Consider the following 26,025-nt stretch of genomic DNA (forward strand, 5'->3'; position numbering starts at 1 on the left):
CCTTCGCAAGTCTGGGACGAACAGGGTCTACTTGGCCGCGCCGGCGGTGAGTCCGGCGACGATACGGCGCTGGAAGACCAGCACCATGACCACCAGGGGGACGGTGACCAGGACGCCCGCCGCCATCTGGCTGCCGAACGGGGTCTCGAACTGGGTGGCGCCGGAGAACTTGGAGATGGCGACCGGTGCGGTCTGCATGGCGGACTTGTTCGTCATCGACAGGGCGATGAGGAACTCGTTCCAGGCGGCGATGAACGTGATGATCGCGGTGGTGAAGATGCCCGGTGCCGCGAGCGGGACGACGACCTTGCGGAACGCCTGGCCGCGCGTGCAGCCGTCGATCATGGCCGCGTGTTCCAGTTCGTCCGGCATCTGCCGGAAGAAGGTGGTGAGGTTCCACACCGCCAGCGGCAGCGCGAACGACATGCTCGGCACGATCATGGCCTGGTAGGTGTTGATCCAGCCGATGTCCGTGAACAGCTTCAGCAGCGGCACCACGATCGAGACCACCGGGAACATCGAGGTGGCGATGATCAGCGTGAGGATCAGCCGCTTGAACCGGAACTCCAGCCGGGCCATCGCATAGGCGGTGAACGTAGCCAGCAGCAGCGCCAGCACGGTGGTGACGCCCGCCACGATCAGGCTGTTGAGCAGCGCACGTGTGAACCCCTGGGACGGGTCGAACACGGCTCGGTAGTTCTCGAACGACAGCGGGGTGGGAAGCAGCGAGGTGTCGAAGATGTCGGAGGTGCGGCGCAGGCTGGAGACCAGCATCCAGTAGAACGGGGCCAGGCAGTAGGCCACCACCGCGGCGACCCCCGCGTACAGCAGCCCGTTGCGCCGTTTCGCCGTGCGGGTCATGCCGCCACCTCCGCACGGCGGGGCGCGAGCAGGCTGCGGAGCCTGCCCCTGCCGGCTCTCCTGCCGTCGCGGTCTCCGACGAGGTCCGTGCCGAGCAGCCGGACGAAGGCGAGGGCGATGAGGAGGACGTAGAGGAAGAGGATCACGGCGTAGGCGGAGGCGGGTCCGAAGCGGACGTTGGCGGCCTCGTTCTGCGCCAGCATGGACAGGGTTTCCACCGAGTTCTTCTGTGCGCCGACGAGGATGTAGGGCAGGTCGAACATCCGCAGCGCGTCCAGGCAGCGGAAGAGCACCGCCACCAGCAGCGCCGGCCTCACCAGGGGCAGGGTGATGTGCCAGAACCGGCGCAGAGCACTGGCTCCGTCGATGCGGGCGGCCTCGTAGACCTCCTTCGGGATCACCTGAAGGCCGGCCAGGACCAGCAGTCCGATGAAGGGGGCGGTCTTCCACACCTCGGCGACGACGACCGCGACCTTGGCATGGAAACCCTCTGTGGTCCACAGGACCTGGTGCCCGAGCATGGCGTTCGCGATGCCGTTGCTGTTGAAGATCCACCGCCACAGCAGGCCGGAGATGGCGGTGGGCACCGCCCAGGGCACGAGGATGCCGGCTCGGACCAGCGCCCGGCCCCGGAACGCCTTGTGCATGATCAGCGCCATCGCGATGCCGATGATCGTCTCCAGGCCCACGGTGACGACCGTGAAGGTCGTGGTGTTCCAGAAGGCGTTCCAGAAGCGCCCCCCGGCGGCACCGAAGGCATCGGCGTAGTTCCGCAGCCCGACGAAGGGTTCGGTGGTGCTGATGAAGCCGGTCTTCGGGTCCAGCCCCTTCGGCCCGTACAGCGACTGCTGCAGTGCCATGAGCGTCGGGTAGAGCACCACGATCGTCAGCACCAGGAGCGTCGGGGAGACCAGCAGCGCCGCCATCCGGCCCGAGCCGGCGGTCGCCCGGGTCCGGCGGTGCGGACTCACGGACGGGGAGCGCCGCCCGGCAGCAGTGCCGTGTTCGCGCAGTGCGGTGTCGGGCGGGATCGTCGTGTCGGTCATGACCCGCTCCTCACTGCGCCGTGGACTTCTGCAGGGAACGCTGCAGGTCCTCGAGTGCCTGCGCGCTGCTCTTGCTGCCGTTCAGGACGGCGTACGCCTCCTGCTGGATCGCGGAGGTGACATCGCCGTACTGCACGACTCGCGGACGCGGTACGGCGCGCAGGATGGACTCCTTGAGGACGGGCAGGTACGGGTACTGCTTCACCAGCGACGCCTCGTCGTACAGTGCCGCGTACGGCGGGGCGAGGGAGGCGTCCTTCAGGAAGGTGCTCGTGCTCTCCTCGCTGCTGAAGAACTGCATGAAGTCCAACGCCGTCGCCTTGTTCTTGGCGAACGACGACAGGGCGAGGTTGTGACCGCCCAGGCTGGAGGAGCCGGGTCCGTTCAGGCCGGGCAGCGGAGCGACCGCGAACTTCCCCGCGAGCGCGCTCTTCTCGGCCAGCGCGTACACGTACGGCCAGTTGCGCAGGAAGATCAGTTTGCCGGACTGGAACGCCTGGCGACTGTCCTCCTCCTGGTAGGTGACGGCTTCCTTGGGGATCGTGCCGTCCTTCACGGAACCGGCGAGGAAGTCCAGGCCCTTCCTGGCCGCGGGTGTGTCGACGTCCGGCTTGCCGCCGGCGTCGGTGACCACCCCGCCCGCGGAGTTCACGGCCTCGGCAAAGTTGACCGTCAGGCCCTCGTACTTCTGGAACTGACCGGCGTAACACGACATGTGCTTGGCCTCGGGCAGCTTCTTCACCTTGGCGCAGTCGGCCGTCATCTGGGACCAGGTGGCCGGGGGCCCGGTCACGCCGGCCTTCTTCAGCAGGTCGGTGCGGTAGTACAGCATGCCGCCGTCCGAACTGGCCGGTGCCGCATACAGTGCGCCACGGTACTTCGCCGTCTCCACCACGGGCTTGAGCATCTTCCGCAACGGGAACTGCTTCTCGGGCAGCCGGTCGATCCACTGGTGGGCGGCGAACTCCGAGGTCCACACCACGTCGAGGGAGAGCACGGTGTAGGCGTCGGACTTCGTCTCCGCGTTCTGGATCATCTGCTGCCGCTGCGAGTCGGCGTCCGTCGGCAGTTGGACGAACGTGACCTTCTCCTTGGGGTGTGCCTCGTTCCAGCGGTCGATGACCTTCTGGACGACGCCGGAGGTGTCCTTTCCGGCCACGTAGGTGATGGGGCCACGGCCCTCGAACGACATGCTCCCGGCCTGCTCCCCGGATCCGCTGCTCCCGGACGAGCCGCAGGCGGTGAGGAGGAGCCCGGCGGCGACGAGCGTCGCCGGGCACTGGAGGGCTCTGGTGGTCCTGGTCTTCACTGTTCTCTCCTGGTCGTGCGGAACCGAAAGCGCGGCTGATCGCCGGTGAGACCTCGCTGTCACGATGCAACGCCGATCAATTACGCAGGCCAGAGCCGTAGTTGAAGGATCTGTGACGACTGCTGCGATCTCGTCGTGACAACGCTTGCACGCTAGGAGTGCACCTGGAGTAAGTCAATCCGTAACTTGCCGGTAGCTCGAACGGAAGTACATGAACCGTGCAGTCGAATAGGGATGAAATGCGGACTTTTCAGCCAGGAATACCCACTCAGGGCTCCATGACAGCGCTGTCACAGCACGACAGACAAGGCTCCAGCGGCTGTGCTAGCTTCCGCTCATGTCACCCGCTCAACGGCACCCCACGATGGCCGACGTCGCCGAACGGGCCGGCGTCTCCCCGTCCACCGTCTCCCGCACCCTGCGCGGCATGCAGACCGTCTCGCCGGAGGTCCGCGCCCGGGTGGAACAGGCGGCTCGCGAGCTGAACTTCGCGGTCTCGCGTCAGGCCGCGAGCCTCGTCACGGGCAGGACCGGGGTCGTGGCGGTGCTCGTACCGACGCTCAACTCGTGGTTCATGGGGTCGGCGCTGTCCAGCCTGGGTCCCCTGCTGCGCGCGGCCGGCAGGGAACTGAACGTCTACGTCATCCCCGACATGAACGAGCGCACGTCGTTCTTCGACCGTCTTCCGGCCCGCCGGAACGCCGACGCGCTGCTCGTCTTCGGCTTCGACCTCACCGAAGAGGAGACCGCACGACTGGACGACCTCGGCATGCCGGTCATCTACGTCAGCCAGCACGCCGAGGGCCGGCCGAGCGTGTACGTCGACGACGTGGCCGGAGCCCTGAAGGCCACCCGGCATCTGCTCAACCTCGGGCACCGGCGGATCGCGTTCGCGCCGACCACGGGAGCGAGTGGCTTCAGCTTCAGCTCGCGCGAACGGCTGCTCGGGTACCGGCAGGCACTGACCGAGGCGGGTATCCCGGTCGACGACGAGCTGGTGGTCACGATGGCGGCCGACGACAGGCGCGGACTGGTCGCGGGAATCGGGCAGCTGCTGAGTCTGCGGGAGCCGCCCACCGCCCTCTTCGCCGAGCAGGACGAGTTGGCCGTGGCCGTGATCCACACTCTGCGCCAGGCCAGGATCGAGGTGCCGGAGCGGATGTCCGTCATCGGCTTCGACGACCATCAGGTGGCCCAGTGGTTCGATCTGTCCACGGTGTCCCAGTCACCGTGGGATATGGGCCGGCTGGCGGGCGAACTGGCTCTGCAGCTCATCGACGAGACCGATGCGGATCACAGCCGGCACGTCGTCCTGCCCACCCAGCTGATCCCTCGGGCCACCACGGCCCCGCGAGCGGCGTCCACGGAAGACGACGAGACCTCGGCACCGTGACTGCCGGCCCGCCCGGGCGCCTCATCGTCAGGGCTTGAGGAGGGCCTTGATGGCGCGGCGTTCGTCCATGGCCCTGTAGCCGTCGGCGACCTGCTCCAGGGGCAGGGTGAGGTCGAAGACCTTGCCCGGGTTGATGCGCCCCGACAGGACGCGGTCGATCAGGTCGGGCAGGTAGCGGCGCACCGGGGCGGGGCCGCCGCGCAGGCCGACGTGGGAGAAGAACAGCTCCTGGCCGTCGACGGCGACCTCGTGCGGGACGCCGACGAAGCCGACGCTGCCGCCGGGACGCGCGGAGTGCAGGGCCTGCCGCATGGCCTGCGCGGTGCCGACGCACTCCAGGACCGACTCGGCGCCGATGCCGCCGGTCATCTCCTTGATCCGGGCGACGCCCTCGTCGCCGCGCTCGGTGACGATATCGGTGGCACCGAACTCCAGTGCCAGCTTCTGGCGGGACTCATGGCGGCTCATCGCGATGATCCGCTCCGCGCCCCTCTCCTTCGCGGCGATCACCGCGCACAGGCCGACCGCTCCGTCGCCCACCACCACGGCGGTGGAGCCGGGCTCCACCGCGGCGGCCTCGGCGGCGTACCAGCCGGTTCCCATCACGTCGGAGACGGCCAGCAGGCCGGGCCAGAACTCCTCGCCCGGCACGTCGTCGGTCGCGACCAGCGTGCCCTGCGCATTGGGGATGCGCACGTAGTCGGCCTGGCAGGTGCTCATGAACTCGCGGTCCAGACAGTTGGACTGCCAGCCGTTGCGGCAGTTCGCACATGTGTTGTCCGAGGTGGCGAACGAGCCGACGACGAACTGGCCCGGCTCGACCGCGGTGACCTCGGCTCCGACCTCCTCGACGAAGCCGACGTACTCGTGCCCCATCGGGTGCGCCTCGTCGGTGGCGTCCAGGCCGCGCCAGGGCCACAGGTCGGAGCCGCACACACAGGTGACGGCCGTGCGGATGATCGCATCGGTGGGCTGGAGGATCTTCGGGTCGCCCAGGGTCTCGAAGCGCACATCGCCGGGGGCGTGGATCACTGCTCCGCGCATCAGAAGAATCCTTACGTTGGTCGACGGGCGAGGCCTGGGGGCGGGCCGCGGGCCGCCGTGACCCGTGTGCAGGTACGAGCGGGGCGCTGGAGGGCGCCGTCGTCCTCGCGCTGCCCGGCCGGGTACCCCTCCGGGGCGGCCGGTCCGCACGGGAAATGCCTCTGCTCCAGGTAACCGCGCTTCCCGGCGGCGAGCGAGTTACCAGCGAAAGGTGCACTGCCAGTACATCCCTCCCATGCGGTACGGGCCTACGGTCGGGGGATGTGGACAACCGTGCGGAGGTCCGCGAGTTCCTGACCTCGCGGCGAGCGAAGATCACCCCGGAGCGGGCCGGCCTGCCCTCCGGTTCCCGGCGGCGTGTGCCGGGGCTGCGCAGGAGTGCGGACGCCGCTGCGGGCACAGCACTGGTCGAACGCCCACGAGTGGATCACTCGTCGCACGACCACGAGTAGAAGGAGACGAGCCGCGGACCGGGCGCGCCGGACGATCTCGAACTCGGGCATCGGACGCAGGAATGGTTGGCCACCAGCGACGAACCCGAGGCCCTGACCACCGGCGGCTACTGGTACCACCGCGAGCGCAGACAGCCTCACCACGCCGTTCACGACGAGGCGTTCCAGGACCGCCTCCTCCAGGCGCTGGCCGAGGAGACCGGCACCGCTCTGTGAGCGGTCGCCGAGGGGCATCCGGGCGCGTAAGGCGGTCACGCCGGTACGCCGCCGTCACCGGGCGCCGCGATCACCTGCGCCGCGAGCGCTTGATTCTCGAACCCGCCGGTGTGTGCTGTCGGCGGTTGCCCCTTCGTGGGGTCAAGCTGAAGGCGTGAGCATCAGTGACGAGCGTCCGGTGACTGCTGAACATGTCCATGCCGCGCTGGTCGCGCTCGGGGTCGAGCCCGCTGCTGATCTCGAGGTGCGGCCCGAGGGGGTGCGGGAAGAGGACCGTCTGCACCTGCTGGGGAGCTTGCTGGCGAAGACGGAGCTGGAAATCACCGCTGCGACGCGTTTGACCGAGGAAGAGGAGATCGAGGACGTCCTCGACACCATGCTCGGCTGGTCGGAGCAGATGGGCCCCGATCCCGGCCTTGCCATCAACGTCCTGACGAACAGGCTGCACCGCACTGCCATGCAGGTCGCGCCGGACGCGGAGGATCTGCCCCCGGGCCGGGAGGCTTCCTTCGCCGCCGCGATGACGGCGGTGTACACGCTCAGCGCCCAGCTTCATGCGGAGCGCGGTGATGTCGAGGGAACCCGACGGGCACTGGGCGGGGCGGAGGAGGCCCTCATCGACATCCTGCAGGGCATGCACGACCTGCGTGTCTCCATCGGGGACGTGGTCGGCGCGGAGAACGAAGAGGACTGACCGAAGAGGTCTGACCGAGAGGCCTGACCGAAGAGGATCGACCGCCCACCGCGTCTCCGGCGTTCGGCCATCGGAACGGATCAGTCTTCACCCGTCAGGTCCCAGGGGCGGGGCCCCGTTCCTGAGTGCCACGCCCGTAGGCCATCGGCGTCCACGCACACTATTCCGCACTGTCGCGCGTACTCGAGGCCCGGTGCCGTGAAGTCGCCGGTGGTGACGAGGACCGCGACGTCAGCCTGGTGGACGGTGAAACAGGTGCCGCCGAAGCGCTGCAACTCCTCCGAACCGACCTTGTGGCCGTCGCCGTACCGCTTGCACTGGACGATGAGGCGGTGTCCGTTGGGCGTCACCGCCGTGACATCGGCACCCAGGTCGCCGGCGCCTCCCACCACCTCGACATCCGCACAGCCGTCGCGGGCGCACAGGTCGGCTATCGCGTGCTCGAACTCGTCGGGATCCAGGTCCGCGTAGTCCGGGACGCAAGCCGTTTCGAGGACGAAGGTCTGCTCCGCGGAGGCGACGCCGTACGTCCGAGGCGGGACGGCACCCCCTGCCGGGACGACGACCGGTGTCTCGTCGAGTGCGTCGGCCGCTGTCTCGGCCGCCTTCTCCAGGGCCTCGGTGGCGCGTCGTGCGAGTTTGCGTGCCGTCCAGCGGCGCCGGCCGCGGGAGCAGGCGAGTGCGCCGGCGGCAGCGAGGAACAGGAGGGTCACCGCCCAGGCGGGACGGTGCTCCGCCACGGCCGCGGCGGTGCGGGCGACCAGCCCTCCGAGTATCAGGAGAAGGGCGAGAAGGACGAAGAAGAAAGCCGTCGCGCGCAGGTCGAAGCGACGACGGCGCCGCACGGGGCGCAGCGGGCGGGTGGGCACGGTCACGGTGGTGGTTCCTCCCAGGCAGCCTTGGAACGTAGATCAATTGGCATGTGCCCCGGGCGGGTCGGTTCATCGTGGCGCGGGCGTTGTCGGTCGCATCTCGCGGCCGTGAGGTGGCCGGCAGGCCCTCTCACGGGCTCCGCGCGGCCGGCTCGCCATGACCCGGGCCCACCGGGCCGCCGCGCGTGCGGTGCGTCGTCACCACGGTCACGCTCGGAGTGCCGGATCGTGGACGGCGCGCGTATCCGCGACGCGGCCTGCCCCGTCACGGCAACACGGCATGCCGACAACACCGCATCCGGCATCACGGCATCACCCCGTCCCGGCACCGCACCCCGGCGTCACGGCATCGCCGCATCCTGGCGTCACGGCATCACCGCATCACCGCATCACGGCATCACGGCATCACGGCATCACGGCATCACGGCATCACGGCATCACGGCAACGATCAGCGTCCCTGCTGTGCCCGGGCGGCGGCGCGGACGATGTTGCGGGCCATTCCACCGAAGACGACCGCGTGAAAGGGCGAGACACTCCACCAGTACACGTGCCCGAGCAGTCCGTGAGGATGGAACAGCGCCCGCTGCCGGTACCGCACTGCTCCGGTGTCGGTGTCGTCCACGTACATCTCCAGCCAGGCCAGGCCCGGCAACCGCATCTCGGCGCGCAACCGCAGCAGCCGGCCGCGCTGGATCTCCTCCACCCGCCAGAAGTCCAGCGAGTCGCCCACCCGCAGCCGCCGGGCGTCTCTCCGGCCACGGCGGAGGCCGACACCCCCGACGAGTCGGTCAAGCCAGCCCCGCACCGCCCAGGCCAGCGGGAAGGAGTACCAGCCGTTTTCGCCTCCGATGCCCTCGATCACGTCCCACAGCGCCCCGGGCGCCACGTCCGCCTCGCGCTGTCGCAGGTCGGTGTAGAGGCTGCCGCCGGCCCAGTGCGGATCGGTGGGCAGGGGATCGCTGGGGGCGCCCACCACGGACGCCGAGGACCAGCGGGTGGCGACCTGGGCTTCCCGGACCCGTCGCAGTGCCAGGTCGACGGCCCGGTCGAACCCGAGGGGGTGACCAGGCGGGCTGGGCACGTACCGCTCGATGTCGTGCTCCGAGCAGACCACTTCGTGGCGCAGGGACTCGGTGAGCGGGCGGGCGATCGAGGCCGGGACCGGGGTCACCAGGCCGACCCAGTGGCTGGACAGCCCGGGCGTGAGCACCGGAACGGGCACGATGAGCCGTCGGGGCAGGCCGGCGACGGCCGCGTACCGCTGCATCATCTCCAGGTAGGTGAGTACCTCCGGGCCGCCGATGTCGAAGGCGCGGCTGACGTCGGCCGGCAGCACGGCGCAGCCCACCAGGATGCGCAGCACGTCCCGGACGGCGACCGGCTGGATGCGGGTGTGCACCCAGCGGGGTGTGACCATCACCGGCAGCCGCTCGGTCAGGTAGCGCAGCATCTCGAAACTGGCCGATCCGGAGCCGATGATGACGGCGGCACGCAGGACCGCGGTCGGCACTCCCGAATCCAGCAGAACCCGGCCCACCTCGGCGCGGGAGCGCAAGTGCGGGGAGAGCCGCGACTCGGGCATTCCTTCGGGAGTCAGACCGCCGAGGTAGACGATGCGGCGGACGCCGGCCCGGCGGGCCTGCTCGCCGAAGACGCAGGCGGCCTCGCGGTCGGTCCGCTCGAAGTCGCGGCCGGTGCCGAGGGCGTGCACCAGGTAGTAGGCGACGTCCACGCCGTCCATCGCCCGCGCCACCGACTCCGCGTGGGTGACATCGCCCTGGACGATCTCCACTCGGTTCGCCCAGGGGTGGTCGCGCAGTTTGCGCGGTGTGCGCACCAGGCACCGCACCCGGTGGCCCTCCTCCAGCAGCTCGGGCACCAGCCGACCGCCGATGTAACCACTCGCGCCGGTCACCAGGCAGGTCAGCGCCTCGCGCGCCGTCGTCCCAGCCTCGGTCGCCCTGCCCGCCTCGCGCGCCGTCGCCCCGGCCTCGGTCGTACCGGCCTCGGTCGCCCTGTCCGCCTCGTCCGCCACGGGTACCGTCCTCGTCCTCGCTCGCGCGCCGGTGCGCCGCACCACCCTTCCGATACCTCTACCGTGCCGACCGCACGGCCGGATGCGCCGCGTGAGGGGCGATCGGGTGATCTGCGCCTTCCGTCGCGTGCCGACCACGTGCCCGCCGCTCGCACACTGCCGCTCACCGGCGAGCGCGGCGTTCACGGCATGCCCGGCCGACGTGTTCCGGCGGTGCGTCAGGCGGGAATGCGTACCGTCTCCACCCAGCTCGGCGGCTGGGGTGCGGCGGAGCCGATCAGCGCCGCGACGATGCGGCAGGGTGGGCTCTCGTCCGGCCAGGGCGTGAATCCGTCGGTGAGGACGACGACGATGCTCGGACGTTCCGGCGTCGCGAGCGCTGATTCGATACCGACGCGCATGTCCGTGCCACCGCCCCCGCCCAGCGTGATCTGCTCGGTGGCGGTCACCCTGGACACGGCGTGCACGTCGGCGTCGCACGCGAGCACGGTCACGCGATTGCCCCGTACGCCCACCTCGCGCAGGACGCCCGTCACCTCCGCCAGGGCCGCGGCCAGTTCGGCGTCGCCCATCGAACCGGAGGTGTCGATGACGACGGCCACCCGCGGCAGCGGGCGGCGCAGGCTCGGCAGGACGACGCCGCGCAGCGCCGGAGTACGGCGCGAAGGGCGGCGATAGGTGTAGTCGACGGCTCCCCCGGCCCATGCGGCGGCTTCCCGGACGGCGCCGGACAGCGCCCGCCGCCAGTCCACCGTGGGTTCCAGGACCTCCTCGGCCCAGCGCTGCCAGCCCACGGGCAGGGTCCCACGGCTGCGCTGATGGGCGCGCATCGCCTCGGCGGTCTGCCGCCGCAGTGCCTGCGCCTCGACCTCGCCGAGCTGTGCGGGGCCGGCGGACCCGGGGAGTTCCCAGGGGACGGGCCGGGCGTGGGCGCCCGATCCGCAGTCCGGTGTGCGTACGTGTGGCGGCAGCTGATCGACGTACACCTCGAACAACTGGCCCTCGGGGAGGCCGAAGTGACGGGGTTCCATGCGGCCGTCGGGCAGGCGCAGACCGTCGGCCAGCAGGTCGTCGTTGATCTCGCAGTCCTGCGCGACGTTGACACGGTGCCAGTCGCGCTGGACGGCGGCGGGGAGCCGGTCCGCCCGGCCGTGGTGGTCGCGCAGCAGGTGCGCCGCCTCGTGCACCCAGACACCCGCGAGCTCGGCCACCGGCGTCGCGTCGACGAAGGCGGGGGACACATAGCAGCGCCAGTGCCGGTCCACGCCCATCGTCGGCACCTCTGCGCTCGGAACGACGGTCAGTGCGTACAGGGCCGACGCCAGATACGGCCGGTCGCTCGCCGCCCGGTACCGGGCGGCGAGCAGTTTGGTCATGTCCAGGGCGCGGCGGGCATCCTCCGTCATCCCCGCACGCCTCACCGGCCGGCGCCGGGCAGCGCCCCGGACATCTGCAGCAGGCCCAGGAACCCGTCGATGCCGGGCGGTACGGGCCAGTCGAGGTGCCGCATCGCCGCGAGGTCGGTGGCGGCCCGGGCGGCCACGTCCGGTACGCCCGCGTCCACGGCTTTGGCCAGCACCGCCCAGCCGGCCTCCCACCGGGGGCGGGTGAGGTCGCTCTGGATGGCGCTGACCACGGCGATGAGGAACGCCAGCTGACGGTCGCCGCGGTCGGGCAGGGCGAAGGCGTCGGGGTCGGCGAGGACGCGGTCGGGGTCGGGCAGATCGAGGTGTTCGAGGTAGGACAGCAGCTCGATGCCCGCGCCGTCCCCGACGGCGCCGGTCAGCGCGGCGGCCAGCGCCTCGCGGCCCACGCCGGCCGCGTACCCGGTGGCGAGCAGCCTGAGTGCCATCTCCCAGGTCCGCGGGGACGGCCAGGAGCGGCCCCGGCTCTCGGCGTCGCCGGGGATGTGGTGGACCAGGCCGGGGCGGGCCGTGAGGAAGCCGGAGATCGCGCCACGGGCCCGTGCGACGGCGCCGGCCACCTTGGTGGCGCCGACGACGGGCACGGTCAGCTCAGGCCAGGTGCCGGCCATGCCGCGGGCGACCGTGCGGGGGTCGTGGGTCCATTCGAGGTGGACGAACCGGTTGGCGAGCGGCGGGCTGAGATGCCAGCCGTCCGCCGCGCTGGACGGCGGGTTGGCGGCGGCGACGATACGCACCGCCTCCGGCAGGACCAGGCTGCCGACGCGTCGTTCGAGCACCACCCGCAGCAGCGCTGCCTGCACGGCCGGGGGCGCGGAGGACAGTTCGTCGAAGAAGAGCAGGCCCTGTCCGGCCCGGGTGAGGCGTACCGCCCAGTCCGGCGGAGCCATCGGCACGCCGGTCACGGCCGGGTCGTCACCGACGATGGGCAGCCCGGCGAAGTCGGAGGGCTCGTGCACGCTGGCGATGACGGTCTCCAGCGGCAGGCCGAGCCCGGCGGCGAGCTGCTCCAGGGCGGCCGACTTGCCGATGCCCGGCTCGCCCCACAGCAGCACGGGCTGGTTGGCCGTCACGGCGAGGGCGAGCGCCTCCAGCTGGGGGTTCGTGGCGGGCTCGGTGCGCCGCGCACGCAGCCTGCGGTTGAGGTCGTCCGCGGCCGCCAGCGGGCCGGCCGGCGCGCCGGACGAGGTGCCGTCTGTGCTGACGGTGCTGTCGGTGCTCAAGAGGGCAGCTCTTCCTCGTCGTCGGGGTCGTCCGCGTCGTACAGCTCCTGCTCGGCCATCCGTTCGTCCCACCACTCGGCGCCGACACCCGGGTGTTCCTTCTCCACGCGTTCGCGGAGGAAGGCCAGCTCGGACCGCTTGTACCGGCGGACGAGCTGGGCGAGTGACATCTCGAACTCGTCGACCACGTCGAGCCGCGCCCCGGCTGCGACGAGCGCTTCCACCAGGGCCTTCGAACCGAGGTCGTTGACCGCGACGAACAGCGGCGTGCGTTCCCGGCGGTCGCGGGCCTCGAGGTCCAGCCCCTCCGCGAGCAGCCGCGGCAGCAGCGTCTCGTGGTCGAGGAGGTGCAGTACGTGCAGCAGGGTGCGCTCGTTCCCGTCCCGCACCCGGGGATCGACGCCGGCGTCCAGGAGCTCCAGCACGCCAGGGGTGTCCCCGTGCTGGGCGCGCAGGAACAGTTCGTTGCGCTGCGCCCGCAGCGCCTTGGGCAGGCGGCCTTCTCCGGAGGTCCAGGTCTGCTCCACGGCGAAGCATCCGGCCACGGCGCCGCCGAAGGCGCGCATGGCGCGTTCGCGCTGCTGCTCCTCGTCGCTGTGGGGCATGCGCAGCAGGCCGCCGGGCCGGAAGCCGACCTCGTGCCAGTCTCCGCGGCATCGGACGCGCACGGGTGCGGGAGCCGTCGGCCCGGGCGGGCCGGCCGGGCCCTCCGCCACCTGCAGGGCGGGGAACAGCGACTCGCGGACGAGTGGATGCAGGTGCTCCGCCGCGACCCCTCCGGCGCGCATCAGGTCGAGGTCGGGGAGTCTGCGCCACAGGGCCTCGGCGAGGAACGGCACGTCCTTGGCGTCGTCCCGGTCGACGACGCGGACCAGCAGCCCGCCGGCGTCAGCGGGCTCCAGCAGGACGTAGGTACGCCAGTGCGCGGCGATGAGGAAGCGGTCGCCGACGCCCTCGGCCGCGAGCCGGCGGATTTCCGGCTCCAGGCGGGTGTGGTTGAGCGCGATCCCGCCCAGGAGCGGCTCCGGGTCCGTGCGGTAGTAGCCCGATGTCTGCGGGGGTGTGAGGTCCAGCTCGACACCGGCGGCGGCGAAGGCGGCCGATGTGCCTCCGCTCTGGTGCAGCAGCGTGGCCCACTCGGCCAGCGCCGCCGGGTCGCCGCCGGGTTCGGCCGTCGGCAGTTCGTCCGTGCCGCGCGGGGTGGCGTCGGCGTGGAAGAACGGCGGCCTGTCCGCGCCACCTCCGCACCGCTCGCGCAGTTCGGCGGCGTGCCGCGCGTCCCAGAGGTGCCGCGCGGACCGCCAGTCCTCCGTGGTACGTCCGAAGACGCCCGCGGCCCGCTCTTGCGTGACCGTCCTGAACCGCAGGGCGAGCCGCTGCGGTCCGTCGCTCATCGCGGGTGTGGTGATGTGCAGGTAGGGCGTGGTCCGGGGGCGTTCGTCCGCGGACCTGGGCCGGTAGCGCGCCAGGACGACCGTGGTGTCCTTGGCGAGTGTGGTCCGCCCGCCGAGCGTGCGCGGCAGGTGCCAGTGCAGCAGGTCGGGGGCGAAGTGGCGCAGGTCGTTCTCCAGGGCCGTGGCGACGTCGTCGCCGCAGTGGCCGGCGACATCGGCCAGGTCGAAGGTGACGTCGACGTTCGCCGCCGCGCAGGCACCCCGCCAGTCACCGGCCAGGCGGCGTTCGGTCGCGCGCTCGATCATCCAGCCGGGCACCGCGTAGCGCCGGACCCGGCGCCGGCTCGCCGCCTCGTCCGGGGGGAAGCAACGGAGTTCGCCTCGAGCGCTCAACGGTAGACACTCCCTATCGCGCGCAGGTCGGGGTGCGACCTGCCGACGGGCCGCAGGCGCGTGGTGAAGGACCGCTTCACCTTGCGCGGCAGACCGGGACCCAGACCGACATACTCCAGCGGCGAGTCGTCGGACACCGCCGCCAGCAGTGTTTTCGCGCCGCGGCCGGTCAGACCGGTGTGGCACAGCTCCAGCCGGCGCAACGGGCTGCCCGGCAGGGCGGCGGCGAGGGCGTGTGCGCCTGCGTCGCCGGTGGTGTTGGCGGGGGCGCCGAGGCTGCGTTCCGACATCGGCCGGCCCAGGTCGAGCGCCTCGATCCCGCCGAGGGAGTCGGCGAGGGCCTGGACACCGACGGGACCGATCCCGTTTCCGCCCAGGCCGAGACGCACCGGGCGGGCGGGGTCGGCCGCGGCGGCGAGGATCGCGGCGCCTTCGTCTCCGAGGTGGTTGGCGGGGAGGTACAGCTCGCGCATGCCCGCCTCGCGGATCAGCGCGGCCAGCAGGGGGGCGGAGTCGGCGGTCAGGCCGTTGCCGCCGAGGAAGAGGCGTTCCACCGTGGCGGGCCGGCTGGTGAGGGCGTCGAGCAGGGCCCGCAGGCCGTCGCCGGTCAGGCCGGTGTTGACCAGGTCGAGGGTGCGCAGTGTGGTGTTGCGGCGGAGCATCGTGGCGAGCGCACGGGCGCCTTCGTCGCCCACCGGGTTGCGCTTGAGCCACAGGGCGCGGACCGTGCCGTCCGTGGTCAGCGCGTCGGCGAGGGCGGTCGCGCCCCCGGGGCCGATGCGGTTGCAGCCGAGGTAGAGCGTGTGCAGGCCGTGGCCGTCGGCCAGCGCGCCGGCGACCGTGCGTGCTCCCTCGTCCCCGATGGCGTTGGTGCCGAGCAGGACGTGCGTGGCGTGCGCAGAGGCGGCGGCGACGGGCATGAGCCGGCTGGCGCCGACCGCTCCGAGGCCCTGCTTGCACAGGTCGATGCGCCCGTCCGCGCGTACGGTGCCGAGCGGGAAGGTCTCGTCGGCGGCCACCGGCTGCGCGGACCGCAGTCGGTCGAGCAACGGCTCCAGCGCGGCGGGATCACTGACCGGGATGTCCGGGTGCTCGATCGCGGGGCAGCGTACGGGTGTCGGCTGCGTCATCACCACTCCACCGGTTCATCGCCGGTGCCCGGCTCGCCGAGGGCGGCATCGCCCTCCGCCCGCCCAGGACGGACCGACGCCAATCGACTTTCCTCCACGACAAGGGGTGGCGAGACCGGTCGGATTCGAACCGACGTCCTCCAGCTTGATGCTTGGGCGCGACGACCTCTGCGCTACAGCCTCGCCGCGAAGATCATAGCGGCTTTCGCCTTTGCGTTCGAACCAGTTGGTCTCGCCCGGAGGGCGGACGGTCCGCCGTGCCGCGCGGACGACCGCTGATCGGCGACTCGGCGAACCGCTGCCCTTGCCACGTGAGGCGCGGGCCTTGCCGTACAGGGCGGCGCCGGTTCCCCCGGCGAGGGTGTTCAGGAAGGCGACGGCGCCGGAGGCGAGCAGGCCTCGGAGGGCAACAGGCCGCCGTAGGCAGCGGGCTGCCGCTGCCCGCGACCCCACCCCGACGACCTCACCGGGCGGACCACGACGGCGGCCGGGCCCACGCGGCCCGGCCACCGGTGTTGCGCACGGCGCGGCTACGGGGCCATCTCGTACGCGCCGGACAGCGCCTCGACCCGCTGCCAGACCCGCTCCGTGCGCGCTTCGTCGACGACCGGCCGCCGGACCGCCGCCAGCGCCCAGTCCTGCTGCTGTTCGGTCGCCGAGTCCTTGCCGTGCAGTTCGACGGCGTGCGCGGAGAAGTCCCGCACGAGGACGGCGAAGAGTTCGTCGAGCACGTCCTCGTCGAGCCCGGCCAGGCCGGCCTGCTCCAGGACGAGCTGCCCGTGCACGACGAGGGCGAAGAGCTGACCGACCGCGAGGACGAGGTCGAGGTCGCGGCTCTGCTCCGCGTCGGGGGCGGCCGTGGCGACGAACGTGCAGAGTGCATCGGCCTGTTCGCGGAAGCGGGCCACGTTGGGCAGGTGTGTGTACGCGTCGTAGGCGGGCCGCCAGTCGTGGAAGCGCACCGAGCCGAGGCCACGGGCCGGACCCTGCCGGAACAGGAAGTCGTCGTCCGCCGCGTCGAGGCGGGTCGGCACGGCGGGATACCCGGCCGGGTCGAGGAGATGGCTGCGCATGAACTTCAGGATCAGCGCCAGGTTGACGTGGACCGTGCCCTCGAGCTTCGGCAGACCGCGGATCTCGACGGCCGCCTGGCCGAAGTAGTTGTCCTTCTCGAAGCCCTTGGCCGCGATGACGTCCCACATCAGGTCGATGACCTTCTCGCCCTCGGTGGTGACCTTCATCTTCGTCATCGGATTGAAGAGCAGGTAGCGGCGGTCGTCCGGACCGGCGGAGCGGAAGTAGTCGACAGCGCGGTCGCTGAAGAACTTCATGCCGACGAGCCGGACGTACGCGTCGGTCAGCTCGCGCCGCACGTGCGGGAAGGCGGTGACGGGGCGGCCGTAGAGGACGCGGTTGTGGGCGTGGGTGACGGCCTCGTACATCGCGTGCTCGCAGATGCCGATCGAGGCGGTGCACAGGTTGAACTTGCCGACGTTGACGGTGTTGAGGGCGGCGTCGAAGGCGGCCCGGCCGGTGTGCAGGACGTCCTCGGCCGCTACGGGATAGTCCTCGAGGCGGAACTCGCTGACGAACTTCGAGGAGTCGACGACGTTCTTGACCACGTGATAGGCCGGGTGACGGCTGTCGGCGGCGAAGAACACGTAGCCGTCGGGGCCCTCGACGTCGGTACGGCGGCCGAAGACGGAGACGAGTCCGGCGGCGTTGCCGTTGCCTATGTAGTACTTGGAGCCGGTGGCCCGGAAGCCGCCGTCACCGTCGGGCTCGAGCAGCATGTCGGTGGAGTAGATGTCGGCGCCGTGGGCCTTCTCGGACAGGCCGAACGCGAACACCTCACCCTGGGTGAGGAGTTCCGCGGCGCGGGCGCGGGCGGCGGCGTTGCCGCTCTGCCAGACCGGGCCGAGGCCGAGGATCGTGACCTGCCAGGCGTACCAGTAGTCGAGGCCGTAGAAGCCCAGGATCTCGTTGAGGGCTGCGATCCGGGCGGTGTCCCAGCGCTTGTCCCCTTCCCCCTCCCCTGCGGCGGACGACGGCGTCAGGAAGGTGGCGAACAGGTTCTCCTTCGCCGCGAACGCGAGGAAGTCGCCGAGCCAGGCCCGGGTCCGGTAGTCCTCGATCAGCCGCCCCTTGCCGCGCTCCTCGAACCAGTCGACGGTGGCACGCAGCAGGCGGCGCGTCTCGGGGTCGAAGTGCGCGGGGTCGTAGGTGCGCGGGTTGAACAGCAGCTGGTCGGCCATGGAGATGACGCCTTTCGGCTGGTGGACGGGTGGGATTCGGTGAGGTCTGGTGGCGGCTGGACGGGCCGGATCGGGTGGAGCGGCGGAGGGTGCGGTGGAGGGGGTGGATCCGCAGGACCGGCGGCGGGTGCGGTGGCGGTCAGCGGCCCGGATCGAACCGGGTCAGCGTGGCGAGCACGTCGTCCAGCCAGTCGATCATCATCCGCTCGTACGCGATGCCGCCGCGCAGGACGACGTGCTGGAGCTCTCGCTCGGCGTCGGGCGGCGTCTGCGGACCGGCCGTACTCGCCTCGGGACCCGTGAAGTCCCTCGTCTCACCTGCGAGATAGTGCGCCAGCCGGTCCCGGTGGGCCTGCCGGTGCCGCTCCACCTCGCCGATCAGGGCGGTCGGGTCGTCGAAGGCGGCGCCCCGGATCTTCACGGCCAGGTCGTGGCGGACGCTCTCCGGCTCGATGGGATCGTGCAGCCAGGAGGACAGCGCGGCCCGCCCGAGGTCGGCGACGGAGTACTCCTTCTTGTCCGGCCGGCCCTGCTGGGGGACGTCCCGGACGTCGACCCAGCCGTCGACCTCCATGCGCTTGAGCACGCGGTAGATCTGCTGGTGTGTCGCGGTCCAGAAGTAGCCGATGGACCGCTCGAAGCGCCGGGCTAGCTCATAGCCGGACCCCGGCTTCTCCAGCAGCGACACCAGAATCGCGTGTTCGAGCGCCATGGCACCGATCCTGCTATGCAACTCGTTGCATAGCAAGCGGCGGCCGCTCCGATGCGACGCGGCTCACCCCGCCGACGGCCGCCGGCGCCTTCAAGGCCTCGGACCGCACCTGGCCCTTCAAGGCCTCGGACCGCACCCGGCAGCGAGCCCCCTACCGCCCCGCCGTGCGCTCGGGCCGGTGGCACCGCCCGTGCGGTTGTCGTCCGTCGTGCGGCACGGGATGCTGAAAAAGCACGAAGGGAAGCGGTGTCATGGATCGTTTTCCGAATGCCGCCAACGTCGATTTCCACAGTCCCCTGGACCTTTGCAATGCCGCTGCCGCGGTACTGGACGCCGAAGGCCGCGTTTCCGGGTGGGGAGGCTCGGCCCAGCGCCTTCTCGGGCATTCACCGGAGGAAGTGCTCGGAGAACCGGCCGGCCGGCTGCTGGCACCGGCTCCCGGACAGCGGTTGTCCGCCCTCTGCAAGACGCGCAAGCCCCGCAGCGCCGTCCTGGACCTCTGCTGCCGGGACGGACGTACCCTGCGCGCGGCCGTGACGTTCAGCCCGCTCGACCACCTGGGCGTCGCCGCGACCGTCGTGCTCGCGGCCGAGCTGGAGACACTGCGTGGCTGGGAGGCCCAGCTGGCGATGCTGCAGGGTCTGGCGACCGAGTCGACCGTGGGCCTGACGATCTTCGACACCGACATGCGCGTCGTCTGGGGGAACGTCTCCACCGATCTGGAGCTCGCGGGGATCGCCCAGTACATCGGCCGGCCGGCCGCGGATCTCTTCCCCGAGGGCGAATTCATCTCCCGGCACCACCCCCCGGACGAGGACCAGATCATGGAGCACGTCATGACGACGGGCGAACCGATCATGGGCATGCACTATCGCGGGCGCGCCCCCGCCGACCCGGTGCGCGAGCATGTCTGGTCCTGCTCCTACCACCGGCTGGTGGACGCCCGGGGCGAGCTGCTGGGCCTGTTCGAGGAGTCCCTGGACATCACCGAGCGCTACCGCGCCCAGGAACGCCTGTCGCTGCTCGTCCGGGCGGGAAAGCGCATCGGTGCCTCGCTGGACGTACGCCGTACCGCCGCGGAACTCGCCGACGTGGCGGTACCGCAGCTGGCCGACGAGGTGCTGGTGGACCTGCCGCCGGCGGTCATCGAGGGACGGCAGCCGCCGACGGGGTCGGCGCCGGGGCACAGTCTGCTGCGGATGCACGGCCGGACCCCGGAAGAGTTCCGCACCAGTCCCGTCTCCTACCCGCCCTCGTCATCGCAGGCGCTGAGCCTGGCCACCGGCCGCCCCGTCGTCGACGCCGTCCCGCCCGGGGCAGTGGGCGAGGGAGGACCGGCCGCAGCCCACTCCTGCCTCTTCGTGCCGCTGCTCACCCGCGATGCCGTCCTGGGTCTCGCCACCTTCCGGCGCAGCTCCAACCCCGACCCCTTCGGGCCCGAGGAGCAGACGCTCGCCGCGGAACTGGCCGAGCGCGCCGCCGTCGGCATCGACAACGCGCGCCGCTACACCAGCCAGCATGCGGCGGCCCTCGTACTGCAGCGAAGCCTGCTGCCGCAGCACCTGCCCGAGCAGAGCGCGGTCGACGTGGCATACCGCTATCTGCCGGCCGACAGCCGCGTGGGCGTGGGCGGGGACTGGTTCGACCTGATCCCGCTGTCCGGCGCCAGGGTGGGCCTGACCGTCGGCGACGTGGTGGGCCACGGCGTGCACGCGGCCGCGACCATGGGCCGGCTGCGCGCCACCGTACGGACCCTCGCCCTGCTGGACCTGGACCCGGCCGAACTGCTCACCCGGCTGGACGGCCTGGTCGCACAGGATGCGGAACCCCACGCGGATGACGGGCTGAACGACGAGACGCTCGGGGTGACCTGCCTGTACGCGATCTACAACCCGGTCAACGGCCGGTGCTCGTGGGCGAGCGCGGGGCATCCACCGCCGATCGTGGCCGATGCGAGCGGCTCGGTGGCTCTGTCCGCGCTGGCGCCGGGACCCCCTCTGGGGCTGGACGGCCTGCCGTACGAGAACGTCGATCTGAACTTGTCCAGCGGCAGCGTGGTGGCGTTCTTCACCGACGGCGTGGTGGAGGACCGGCGCACCGACATCGACAGCGGCATCGACCGTCTTGCCCATGTGCTCACCTGGCAACGATGCCCGCTGGAGGAACTGTGCGACCGGGCGCTGTCGACCCTGCCGCCCGGACCTCAGGCGGACGATGCCACGCTGCTGCTGGTCCGCACCCGGCGTCTCGACGCCGACCACGTGGCGGACCTGGAGCTGCCGCCCGATCCGGCCATGGTGGCTCGCGCACGCACGCTCACCGAGCGCCAATTGGAGTCGTGGGACCTGTCCGAACTGGCGTTCAGTGCCGAACTCGTGGTGAGCGAGCTGATCACCAACGGCATCCGGTACGCCACCGGGCCCGTCATGCTGCGGCTGATCAGGGACCGTTGCCTGTTGTGCGAGGTCTCCGACAACGCGCACACCGCACCCCACCTGCGGCGCGCCCGCCGGGACGACGAGGGGGGCCGCGGCCTGTTCCTCGTCGCCCAGATGTCCCAGCGCTGGGGCACGCGGTACACCTCGTCCGGTAAGACCATCTGGGCCGAGCTGGCCATCCCGTAGGAGCCCCCGGCAGCCGGTGGAACGGATTGCGGCGAACAGGATTGCGGGCACCGGAAGCGAGAAGGCCTGGAAGGAGCCGACGCGCCCCAGGCCAGTCACCCCGTGCTCCCGTACCGACTGAGGGCGGACGGCGCCCGAGCCGTGACCACCGTCCCGGTCCGACGGGCCGGGACGGTGCCCGTGCACGCGTCAGAGGATGCGCCAGGCGACGGCGTACGGCTGGGCGAACCGGGTGATCCGGTGGGCCCTGACGACGACCTCGGCCTCCCCGGCGGGGACGTCCCGCCAATGGACCTGCTCGACGTTGTTGACCCGGTCGAAACCAGGGTCCGTTCCCATGTTCCCGTGCCGCTCCTGACCGCCCGCGCGGACCACGAGGTCGAGGTCGTTCTGCAGGGCCGCCCCGGCGGGGTCCGTCCAGACGAGGGTGACCTTCAGGGTGCGGGCCGCTCCCTCCGGAACCGTGATGGAGAAGGCGCGCTCCTCCCCCTGGTCCAGTTCCTTGGCGTCCTTGAAACCCGCCCGGCCGGCGTCGGTCGGCAGCACCACGGCGCGCTGGAGGTTGACGATGCCGAAGCCGGAGTTGTTGTTCGGGGACGGGCCGGCCTCGCTGGGGACGTACTGGCCGGGCAGTTCGTCAGCTCCGTTGATCAGCATGGCCTTGATGAGGGCGGCACTGGGCTTCGGGGTGCCGTTCTTCACGAGCGTCTCGCGCAGCACCGCCACGCAGCCGGCCACCAAGGGGGTGGCCATGCTGGTACCGCTTTCGAACATGAAGGCGGGGTCCGAGGAGACACCGAAGTTCTTGAGGTCCTGGGCCACCCGCGAGCGCGTGGACAGGATCGACGTGCCGGGGGCGACGACATCGGGCTTGAAGCGTCCCTCCTGACTCGGGCCGCGGCTGCTGAAGGCCGCCATCCCCGCGGGGTTGTCCGCCATCCTGTCGCCGTGGATCGGCGGGACCGGGAACCGGACCTGTCCGCCCTTCAGCTGACCGTAGGTCTTGCCGATCTCGGGCCGGTTGCCCTCGCTGGCTCCCACGGTGATGACGTTCTTGGCCGCGGTCTCCCCGCTGACGGACCTCAGATTGATGCGTCCGTCCCCGTCCCGGTCCGTGCCGTCGTTGCCCGCGGCGAAGAGGATGACGAAGTCCTTGTTGTCCCAGACCATCTGATCGGCCTCTTGCGCGGCCGGGTTGTAGGCCAGCCCCGGGGTGACCGGACCCCACGAATTGGTGTGGATCCGCGCCCCGTCCTCCAGGAAGGGCGGTTCGAACAGGTCACGGAGGTGGCGCGGGATGCCGGTGAGGAAGCCGTCCTCGTCCATCACGGACTGCAGGACCAGTCTCGCCTCGGGAGCCGTGCCGGTGACGGGTCCGCCCATCGACTCCGACGTGCCGTCGCCGAGGACCGAACCCGCCACGTGGGTGCCGTGCCCGTCGGGGTCGTCAGCCCGCGGGGGGCTCGTACGGCCCAGGGCGACCAGCCGCTTGACCCGGCCCGTGAAGGCGGGGTGCACATTGGTGGTCGAGCCCTTGTCGAAGCCGGTGTCCGCGACGCACACGATCTGGCCCTCGCCCCGGAACTTCGTGCCGTCGAGGGACACGTGGGCATGCATCAGGGTGCCCGCGACGGTGTTGTAGAGAACCCGCTCCGGGACCTCCTCGATCTCCTTCACCTCGTCGAGCGAGGCCAGGGCGGGCAGGTCCTCCTCACGGATCGTGATGCGGACCTTGTCGCGGTCGGGTTGTACCTCGCCAGGGCTGACTCCGGCCGCCGCCGCGATCCGGTCCCGCAGGCCGTCCGCGCTCGCGTCGACGTCCTCGTGCAGGACGACGTCGACGACCCGGGGCCGGGGGCCCACTCCGTCCAGGGGCTCGGCCAGTTCGGCGACTCCCGTGCGCAGCCGGGTGGACCGGAGAGACTGGCCGATCTTGAAGCCATCGAGGTACACGTCCGCCCACGCCACGAAAGGCAGTGCGCGCACGGCTTCCAGATCGCTCGGCCGGTAGCCGCACAGATAGGTGTCCTCGGGAACGTACTCGTGGATCACTGCGCCGAGCGCCGCGAGTTGCTCCTTCTCTTCCGGTGTGGGTGGGTGTGTCGTCTGGACGAGCAGATAGTCGGACGCCGAGGCGTCCACGGACACCAGCGACGCGGTGGCCATCTCGTCAGCTTGGACCAACGGGTCCACGGTGACGCCGTTGATGGTGATACGGGCCATGCCGAACTCCTGGAGAGGGCGGGGAAGAAGGCGGGGAAGACGCGCACCGGGCAGCCGTGGCGCCCGGCATTTCCCGTGCCGCCGCCCACGTGGCCGAAAGCCTGTCCGAACCGGTGGCACGCCAGGCTGCGTGATTACTGCCGTTCGACCAACACGCTAATCGGACACCTGTCCACCTGCATGTCGAGCCTGCACCAAGGCCCCCATCCGGGCTCGCTGGTCGTGTGCCGACGCCACGCGCCGCGACACGGCCCGGGCCGTCAGGTGGACGCCGAACGCCACGACGCGGCCTGGGCGGTCAGGTGAGTGTGCCGGTCAGCGGTTGCTCGGTCCACACGGTCTTGCCCTCGCGGGTGTAGCGGGTGCCCCAGCGTTCGGCCATCTGGGCCACCAGGAACAGCCCGCGCCCGCCCTCGTCGGTGGTACGGGCACGACGCAGGTGCGGTGAGGTGTGGCTGGTGTCACTCACCTCGCACACCAGACTCCGTTCGCGGATCAGCCGCAGAGTCGCGGGGCCACTGGCGTACCGGTAGACATTGGTGATCAGTTCGCTGGCGATCAGCTCGGTCGCGAACGCCAGGTGCTCCAGACCCCATTCGGTCAGCTTGGCCGTGGTCAGAGCCCGAGCCAGGGCTGCGCTGGCAGGCTCCAGCGGCAGACTCCAGGAAGCCACGTCCTGCGGTGGCAGCATGCGGGTGCGGGCGATCAGCAGGGCGACGTCGTCACTGGGGCGCGACGGCACCAGCGAGTCGACCACTGCCTGGCACGTCAGTTCCAGGGCGTCCGCCGGGCGGGTGAGCGCTGCACACAGCTTGGCCAGGGCTGCGTCGGTATCGATGTGGCGTTCGCCGATGACTCCGTTGGTGTACAAGCACAGCAGGCTTCCCTCGGCCAGTTCGATCTCCCGGGCCTCGAACGGCAGGCCGCCCAGGCCGAGCGGTGGGCCGGCGGGCAGGTCGAGCGGAGCCACCTGCCCGTCCGGAGCAGTCACCACCGGCGGCGGGTGTCCGGCGCCGGCCACGGAGCAGCGCCCGGCGACCGGGTCGTACACGACGTACAGGCAAGTGGCGCCTACGACTTGCTCGCCCACGGGCTGTTCGCCGGCTGCTTCCTGCTCGGCCGCGAGCAGGTTGACCAGATCGTCCAGGCGGGAGAGGACCTCGTCCGGTTCCAGGTCGAGACTGGCGAGCGTGTGTACGGCGGTCCGCATCCGGCCCATGGTGGCGGCAGCGTGGATGCCGCGTCCCACCACGTCCCCGACGACGAGGGCGACGCGGGCCCCGGACAGGGGAATGACGTCGAACCAGTCGCCGCCCAGGCCCGGGGCCCCGCTGGCCGGCAGGTACCGCAAGGCCACCTCGACGGCCGACTGATCCGGAACGGCCCGGGGCAGAAGGCTGCTTTGCAGCGCGAACGCGGTCTGCTGCTGCTGGGTGAAGCGCCGGGCGTTGTCGATGGCGACGGCGGCGCGCGAGGCGAGCTCCTGGGCGAGGGTGAGGTCGTCCGCCTCGAAGGGATCGGGGCGGCTCGAACGCCACAGGGTCATCACGCCCAGCACCAGGCCCCGTGCGGCAAGAGGTACCACGATCAGCGAGTGAACGCCCAGGTCCGGAGCATGGGCCCCGTGGCGGCCCCGCACCGAGAACCAGTCGGGCGGGAGAACCGCTTCCACAAGGGGCCGCCCTTCGGCCAGGCATCTGGCCTGGGGCGTCTCGGGCCCGAACTCCACCGGCTCGCCCTCGGGGTGGGGCGGGGCGGGTTGCCGGGCACCGGCGCTGCAGGCCCCCAGCCGGACCAGAGGCACTGCCAGAGTGCGCGTCGGTTCCTCACCGCGCGTCACCGGCTGCAGCAGGTCCACCGACGCATGGTCGGCGAGGTGAGGCACCATCACCTCGGCGAGTTCCCGGGCCGTCTCCGCCACGTCGAGGGTGGTTCCGATACGGCTGCCGGCCTGGTCGAGCAGCGCGAGCCGGCACTGGGCCCGATGGCGTTCGGTGATGTCCTCGATCATTTCGGCCACGCCCAGGATGCGGCCGGAGGGGTCCTCCATCCGGAAGGACGAGACCGTCACGACCCGCTCCCGTGCCGGGTCCCACTCCAGGCGGGCCAACTGCTCGGAATAGACCAGCGGTCTGCCGGTCTCCATCACCTGGCGCACCCGGTCCACGGCCTTGCTCGCGTCATCGGGGAGGAGGAAATGGCCGGTGGGCAGCCCTTCGAATGCCGCTGCAGGGACGCCGCTGAAGCGTTCGATGGCCCGGTTGACCCGCAGAACCCTCAGGTCGGGGCCGTGGACGACCAGGCCGATCGGGCACCGGCGGTACAAGCCGTCGAGAACCGCGCGGTCTCTTTGCCACTTCAGGACGTCAGCCGCGGGTGCGCCCGCGAGGATCCACTCCCGGACCTGGTCACCGCGTGAGAGGGAGTGGGCCCGGATCCCCATCTTCACCAGTTGCCCGTCGCGGTGCAGCACGTTCAGCACCCCGAACCAGCCCCCGGTTCTCCGGCACTTCACCGCCGCTTCCCTGACAGCAGGCAGGTCGCGGGGATCGACGAGGACCTCGCATGCCGGACGACCGAGCACGGCTGCGTCCGGATGGCCGAGCAGCTCCTCGGCCCGCTGATTCCAGCCGACCACGACGCCCCGGTCGTCGAGCACCGCCGAGGCGGCGAGGTGCAGGGCGAACGGATCGTCGTGGCCTTCGCTGAGTTCCGTCATCCGCT

The 26,025-nt window shown here is 71.2% G+C and carries 18 protein-coding genes and 1 pseudogene; 5 read left to right on the forward strand and 14 right to left on the reverse strand.

The window, feature by feature from the left end:
* Positions 1-27: 27 nt before the first annotated feature.
* From ACZ4SF_RS13685 to ACZ4SF_RS13695, 3 genes are read right to left on the reverse strand one after another with little or no spacing between them, the layout of a single operon-like run.
* On the reverse strand, positions 28-861 hold the full coding sequence (locus ACZ4SF_RS13685) for a carbohydrate ABC transporter permease (protein ID WP_468382780.1): 834 nt from the start codon (positions 859-861) through the stop codon (positions 28-30).
* A complete protein-coding gene (locus ACZ4SF_RS13690; RefSeq protein WP_468382783.1) occupies positions 858-1,907 on the reverse strand; it encodes a carbohydrate ABC transporter permease in 1,050 nt (349 codons plus the stop codon). Before ACZ4SF_RS13690 ends, ACZ4SF_RS13685 begins: the two co-directional genes overlap by 4 nt.
* A 10-nt stretch (positions 1,908-1,917) precedes the next feature.
* Complete coding sequence (locus tag ACZ4SF_RS13695) at positions 1,918-3,216, reverse strand: ABC transporter substrate-binding protein (RefSeq protein ID WP_468382786.1); 1,299 nt, start codon at positions 3,214-3,216, stop codon at positions 1,918-1,920.
* Positions 3,217-3,553: 337 nt separating this feature from the next.
* Here ACZ4SF_RS13695 and ACZ4SF_RS13700 point away from each other — a divergent pair, with 337 nt between their 5' ends.
* On the forward strand, positions 3,554-4,609 hold the full coding sequence (locus tag ACZ4SF_RS13700; protein ID WP_468382789.1) for a LacI family DNA-binding transcriptional regulator: 1,056 nt from the start codon (positions 3,554-3,556) through the stop codon (positions 4,607-4,609).
* A 27-nt stretch (positions 4,610-4,636) separates the two neighbouring features.
* Here ACZ4SF_RS13700 and ACZ4SF_RS13705 read toward each other — a convergent pair whose 3' ends face one another.
* The gene (locus ACZ4SF_RS13705; protein ID WP_468382792.1) at positions 4,637-5,653 is read right to left on the reverse strand and encodes a zinc-dependent alcohol dehydrogenase family protein; all 1,017 of its coding nucleotides are present in this window, start codon (positions 5,651-5,653) and stop codon (positions 4,637-4,639) included.
* 263 nt (positions 5,654-5,916) lie between these two features.
* Between ACZ4SF_RS13705 and ACZ4SF_RS13710 the strand changes: the two are divergent.
* The 3 genes and pseudogenes from ACZ4SF_RS13710 to ACZ4SF_RS13720 all read left to right on the forward strand — a co-directional run.
* Positions 5,917-6,066: pseudogene (locus tag ACZ4SF_RS13710) on the forward strand (transcriptional regulator); the annotation flags it as partial.
* A 105-nt stretch (positions 6,067-6,171) separates the two neighbouring features.
* The gene (locus ACZ4SF_RS13715) at positions 6,172-6,321 is read left to right on the forward strand and encodes a hypothetical protein (RefSeq protein WP_468382795.1); all 150 of its coding nucleotides are present in this window, start codon (positions 6,172-6,174) and stop codon (positions 6,319-6,321) included.
* Positions 6,322-6,475: 154 nt separating this feature from the next.
* The gene (locus ACZ4SF_RS13720; RefSeq protein ID WP_468382798.1) at positions 6,476-7,015 is read left to right on the forward strand and encodes a hypothetical protein; all 540 of its coding nucleotides are present in this window, start codon (positions 6,476-6,478) and stop codon (positions 7,013-7,015) included.
* Between the two features lie 80 nt (positions 7,016-7,095).
* Here ACZ4SF_RS13720 and ACZ4SF_RS13725 read toward each other — a convergent pair whose 3' ends face one another.
* The 8 genes from ACZ4SF_RS13725 to ACZ4SF_RS13760 all read right to left on the reverse strand — a co-directional run bounded on the left by ACZ4SF_RS13725 (position 7,096) and on the right by ACZ4SF_RS13760 (position 18,454).
* Positions 7,096-7,890 (reverse strand): restriction endonuclease, encoded by a 795-nt coding sequence (locus ACZ4SF_RS13725; protein WP_468382801.1) that lies wholly within the window; start codon positions 7,888-7,890, stop codon positions 7,096-7,098.
* 446 nt (positions 7,891-8,336) lie between these two features.
* A complete protein-coding gene (locus tag ACZ4SF_RS13730) occupies positions 8,337-9,815 on the reverse strand; it encodes an SDR family oxidoreductase (RefSeq protein ID WP_468383681.1) in 1,479 nt (492 codons plus the stop codon).
* A gap of 326 nt (positions 9,816-10,141) precedes the next feature.
* A complete protein-coding gene (locus tag ACZ4SF_RS13735; protein WP_468382804.1) occupies positions 10,142-11,329 on the reverse strand; it encodes a vWA domain-containing protein in 1,188 nt (395 codons plus the stop codon).
* A gap of 11 nt (positions 11,330-11,340) precedes the next feature.
* Entirely contained in the window at positions 11,341-12,570 is a 1,230-nt protein-coding gene (locus ACZ4SF_RS13740) for an AAA family ATPase (RefSeq protein WP_468382807.1), read from the reverse strand.
* Complete coding sequence (locus tag ACZ4SF_RS13745; RefSeq protein WP_468382810.1) at positions 12,567-14,357, reverse strand: ankyrin repeat domain-containing protein; 1,791 nt, start codon at positions 14,355-14,357, stop codon at positions 12,567-12,569. Before ACZ4SF_RS13745 ends, ACZ4SF_RS13740 begins: the two co-directional genes overlap by 4 nt.
* Positions 14,354-15,487 carry a leucine-rich repeat domain-containing protein gene (locus ACZ4SF_RS13750; protein WP_468382812.1) on the reverse strand — a complete coding sequence of 378 codons (1,134 nt, stop codon included), beginning with the start codon at positions 15,485-15,487 and terminating at the stop codon, positions 14,354-14,356. Before ACZ4SF_RS13750 ends, ACZ4SF_RS13745 begins: the two co-directional genes overlap by 4 nt.
* Positions 15,488-16,017: 530 nt before the next feature.
* Positions 16,018-17,742, reverse strand: a complete 1,725-nt coding sequence (locus ACZ4SF_RS13755) for an acyl-CoA dehydrogenase family protein (protein WP_468382815.1) — start codon at positions 17,740-17,742, stop codon at positions 16,018-16,020.
* Positions 17,743-17,881: 139 nt separating this feature from the next.
* On the reverse strand, positions 17,882-18,454 hold the full coding sequence (locus tag ACZ4SF_RS13760) for a PadR family transcriptional regulator (RefSeq protein ID WP_468382818.1): 573 nt from the start codon (positions 18,452-18,454) through the stop codon (positions 17,882-17,884).
* 251 nt (positions 18,455-18,705) lie between these two features.
* Between ACZ4SF_RS13760 and ACZ4SF_RS13765 the strand changes: the two genes are divergently transcribed.
* Positions 18,706-21,078 (forward strand): SpoIIE family protein phosphatase, encoded by a 2,373-nt coding sequence (locus tag ACZ4SF_RS13765; RefSeq protein WP_468382819.1) that lies wholly within the window; start codon positions 18,706-18,708, stop codon positions 21,076-21,078.
* Positions 21,079-21,267: 189 nt separating this feature from the next.
* On the opposite strand, the gene ACZ4SF_RS13770 is transcribed toward ACZ4SF_RS13765, so the two are convergent.
* Together ACZ4SF_RS13770 and ACZ4SF_RS13775 are read right to left on the reverse strand one after the other, a co-directional pair.
* Positions 21,268-23,301, reverse strand: a complete 2,034-nt coding sequence (locus ACZ4SF_RS13770) for a S8 family serine peptidase (RefSeq protein ID WP_468382822.1) — start codon at positions 23,299-23,301, stop codon at positions 21,268-21,270.
* A 298-nt stretch (positions 23,302-23,599) separates the two neighbouring features.
* On the reverse strand, positions 23,600-26,020 hold the full coding sequence (locus ACZ4SF_RS13775; RefSeq protein ID WP_468382825.1) for a SpoIIE family protein phosphatase: 2,421 nt from the start codon (positions 26,018-26,020) through the stop codon (positions 23,600-23,602).
* Between the last annotated feature and the right edge of the window lie 5 nt (positions 26,021-26,025).

It is taken from the genome of Streptomyces sp. NPDC027663, assembly GCF_055566415.1.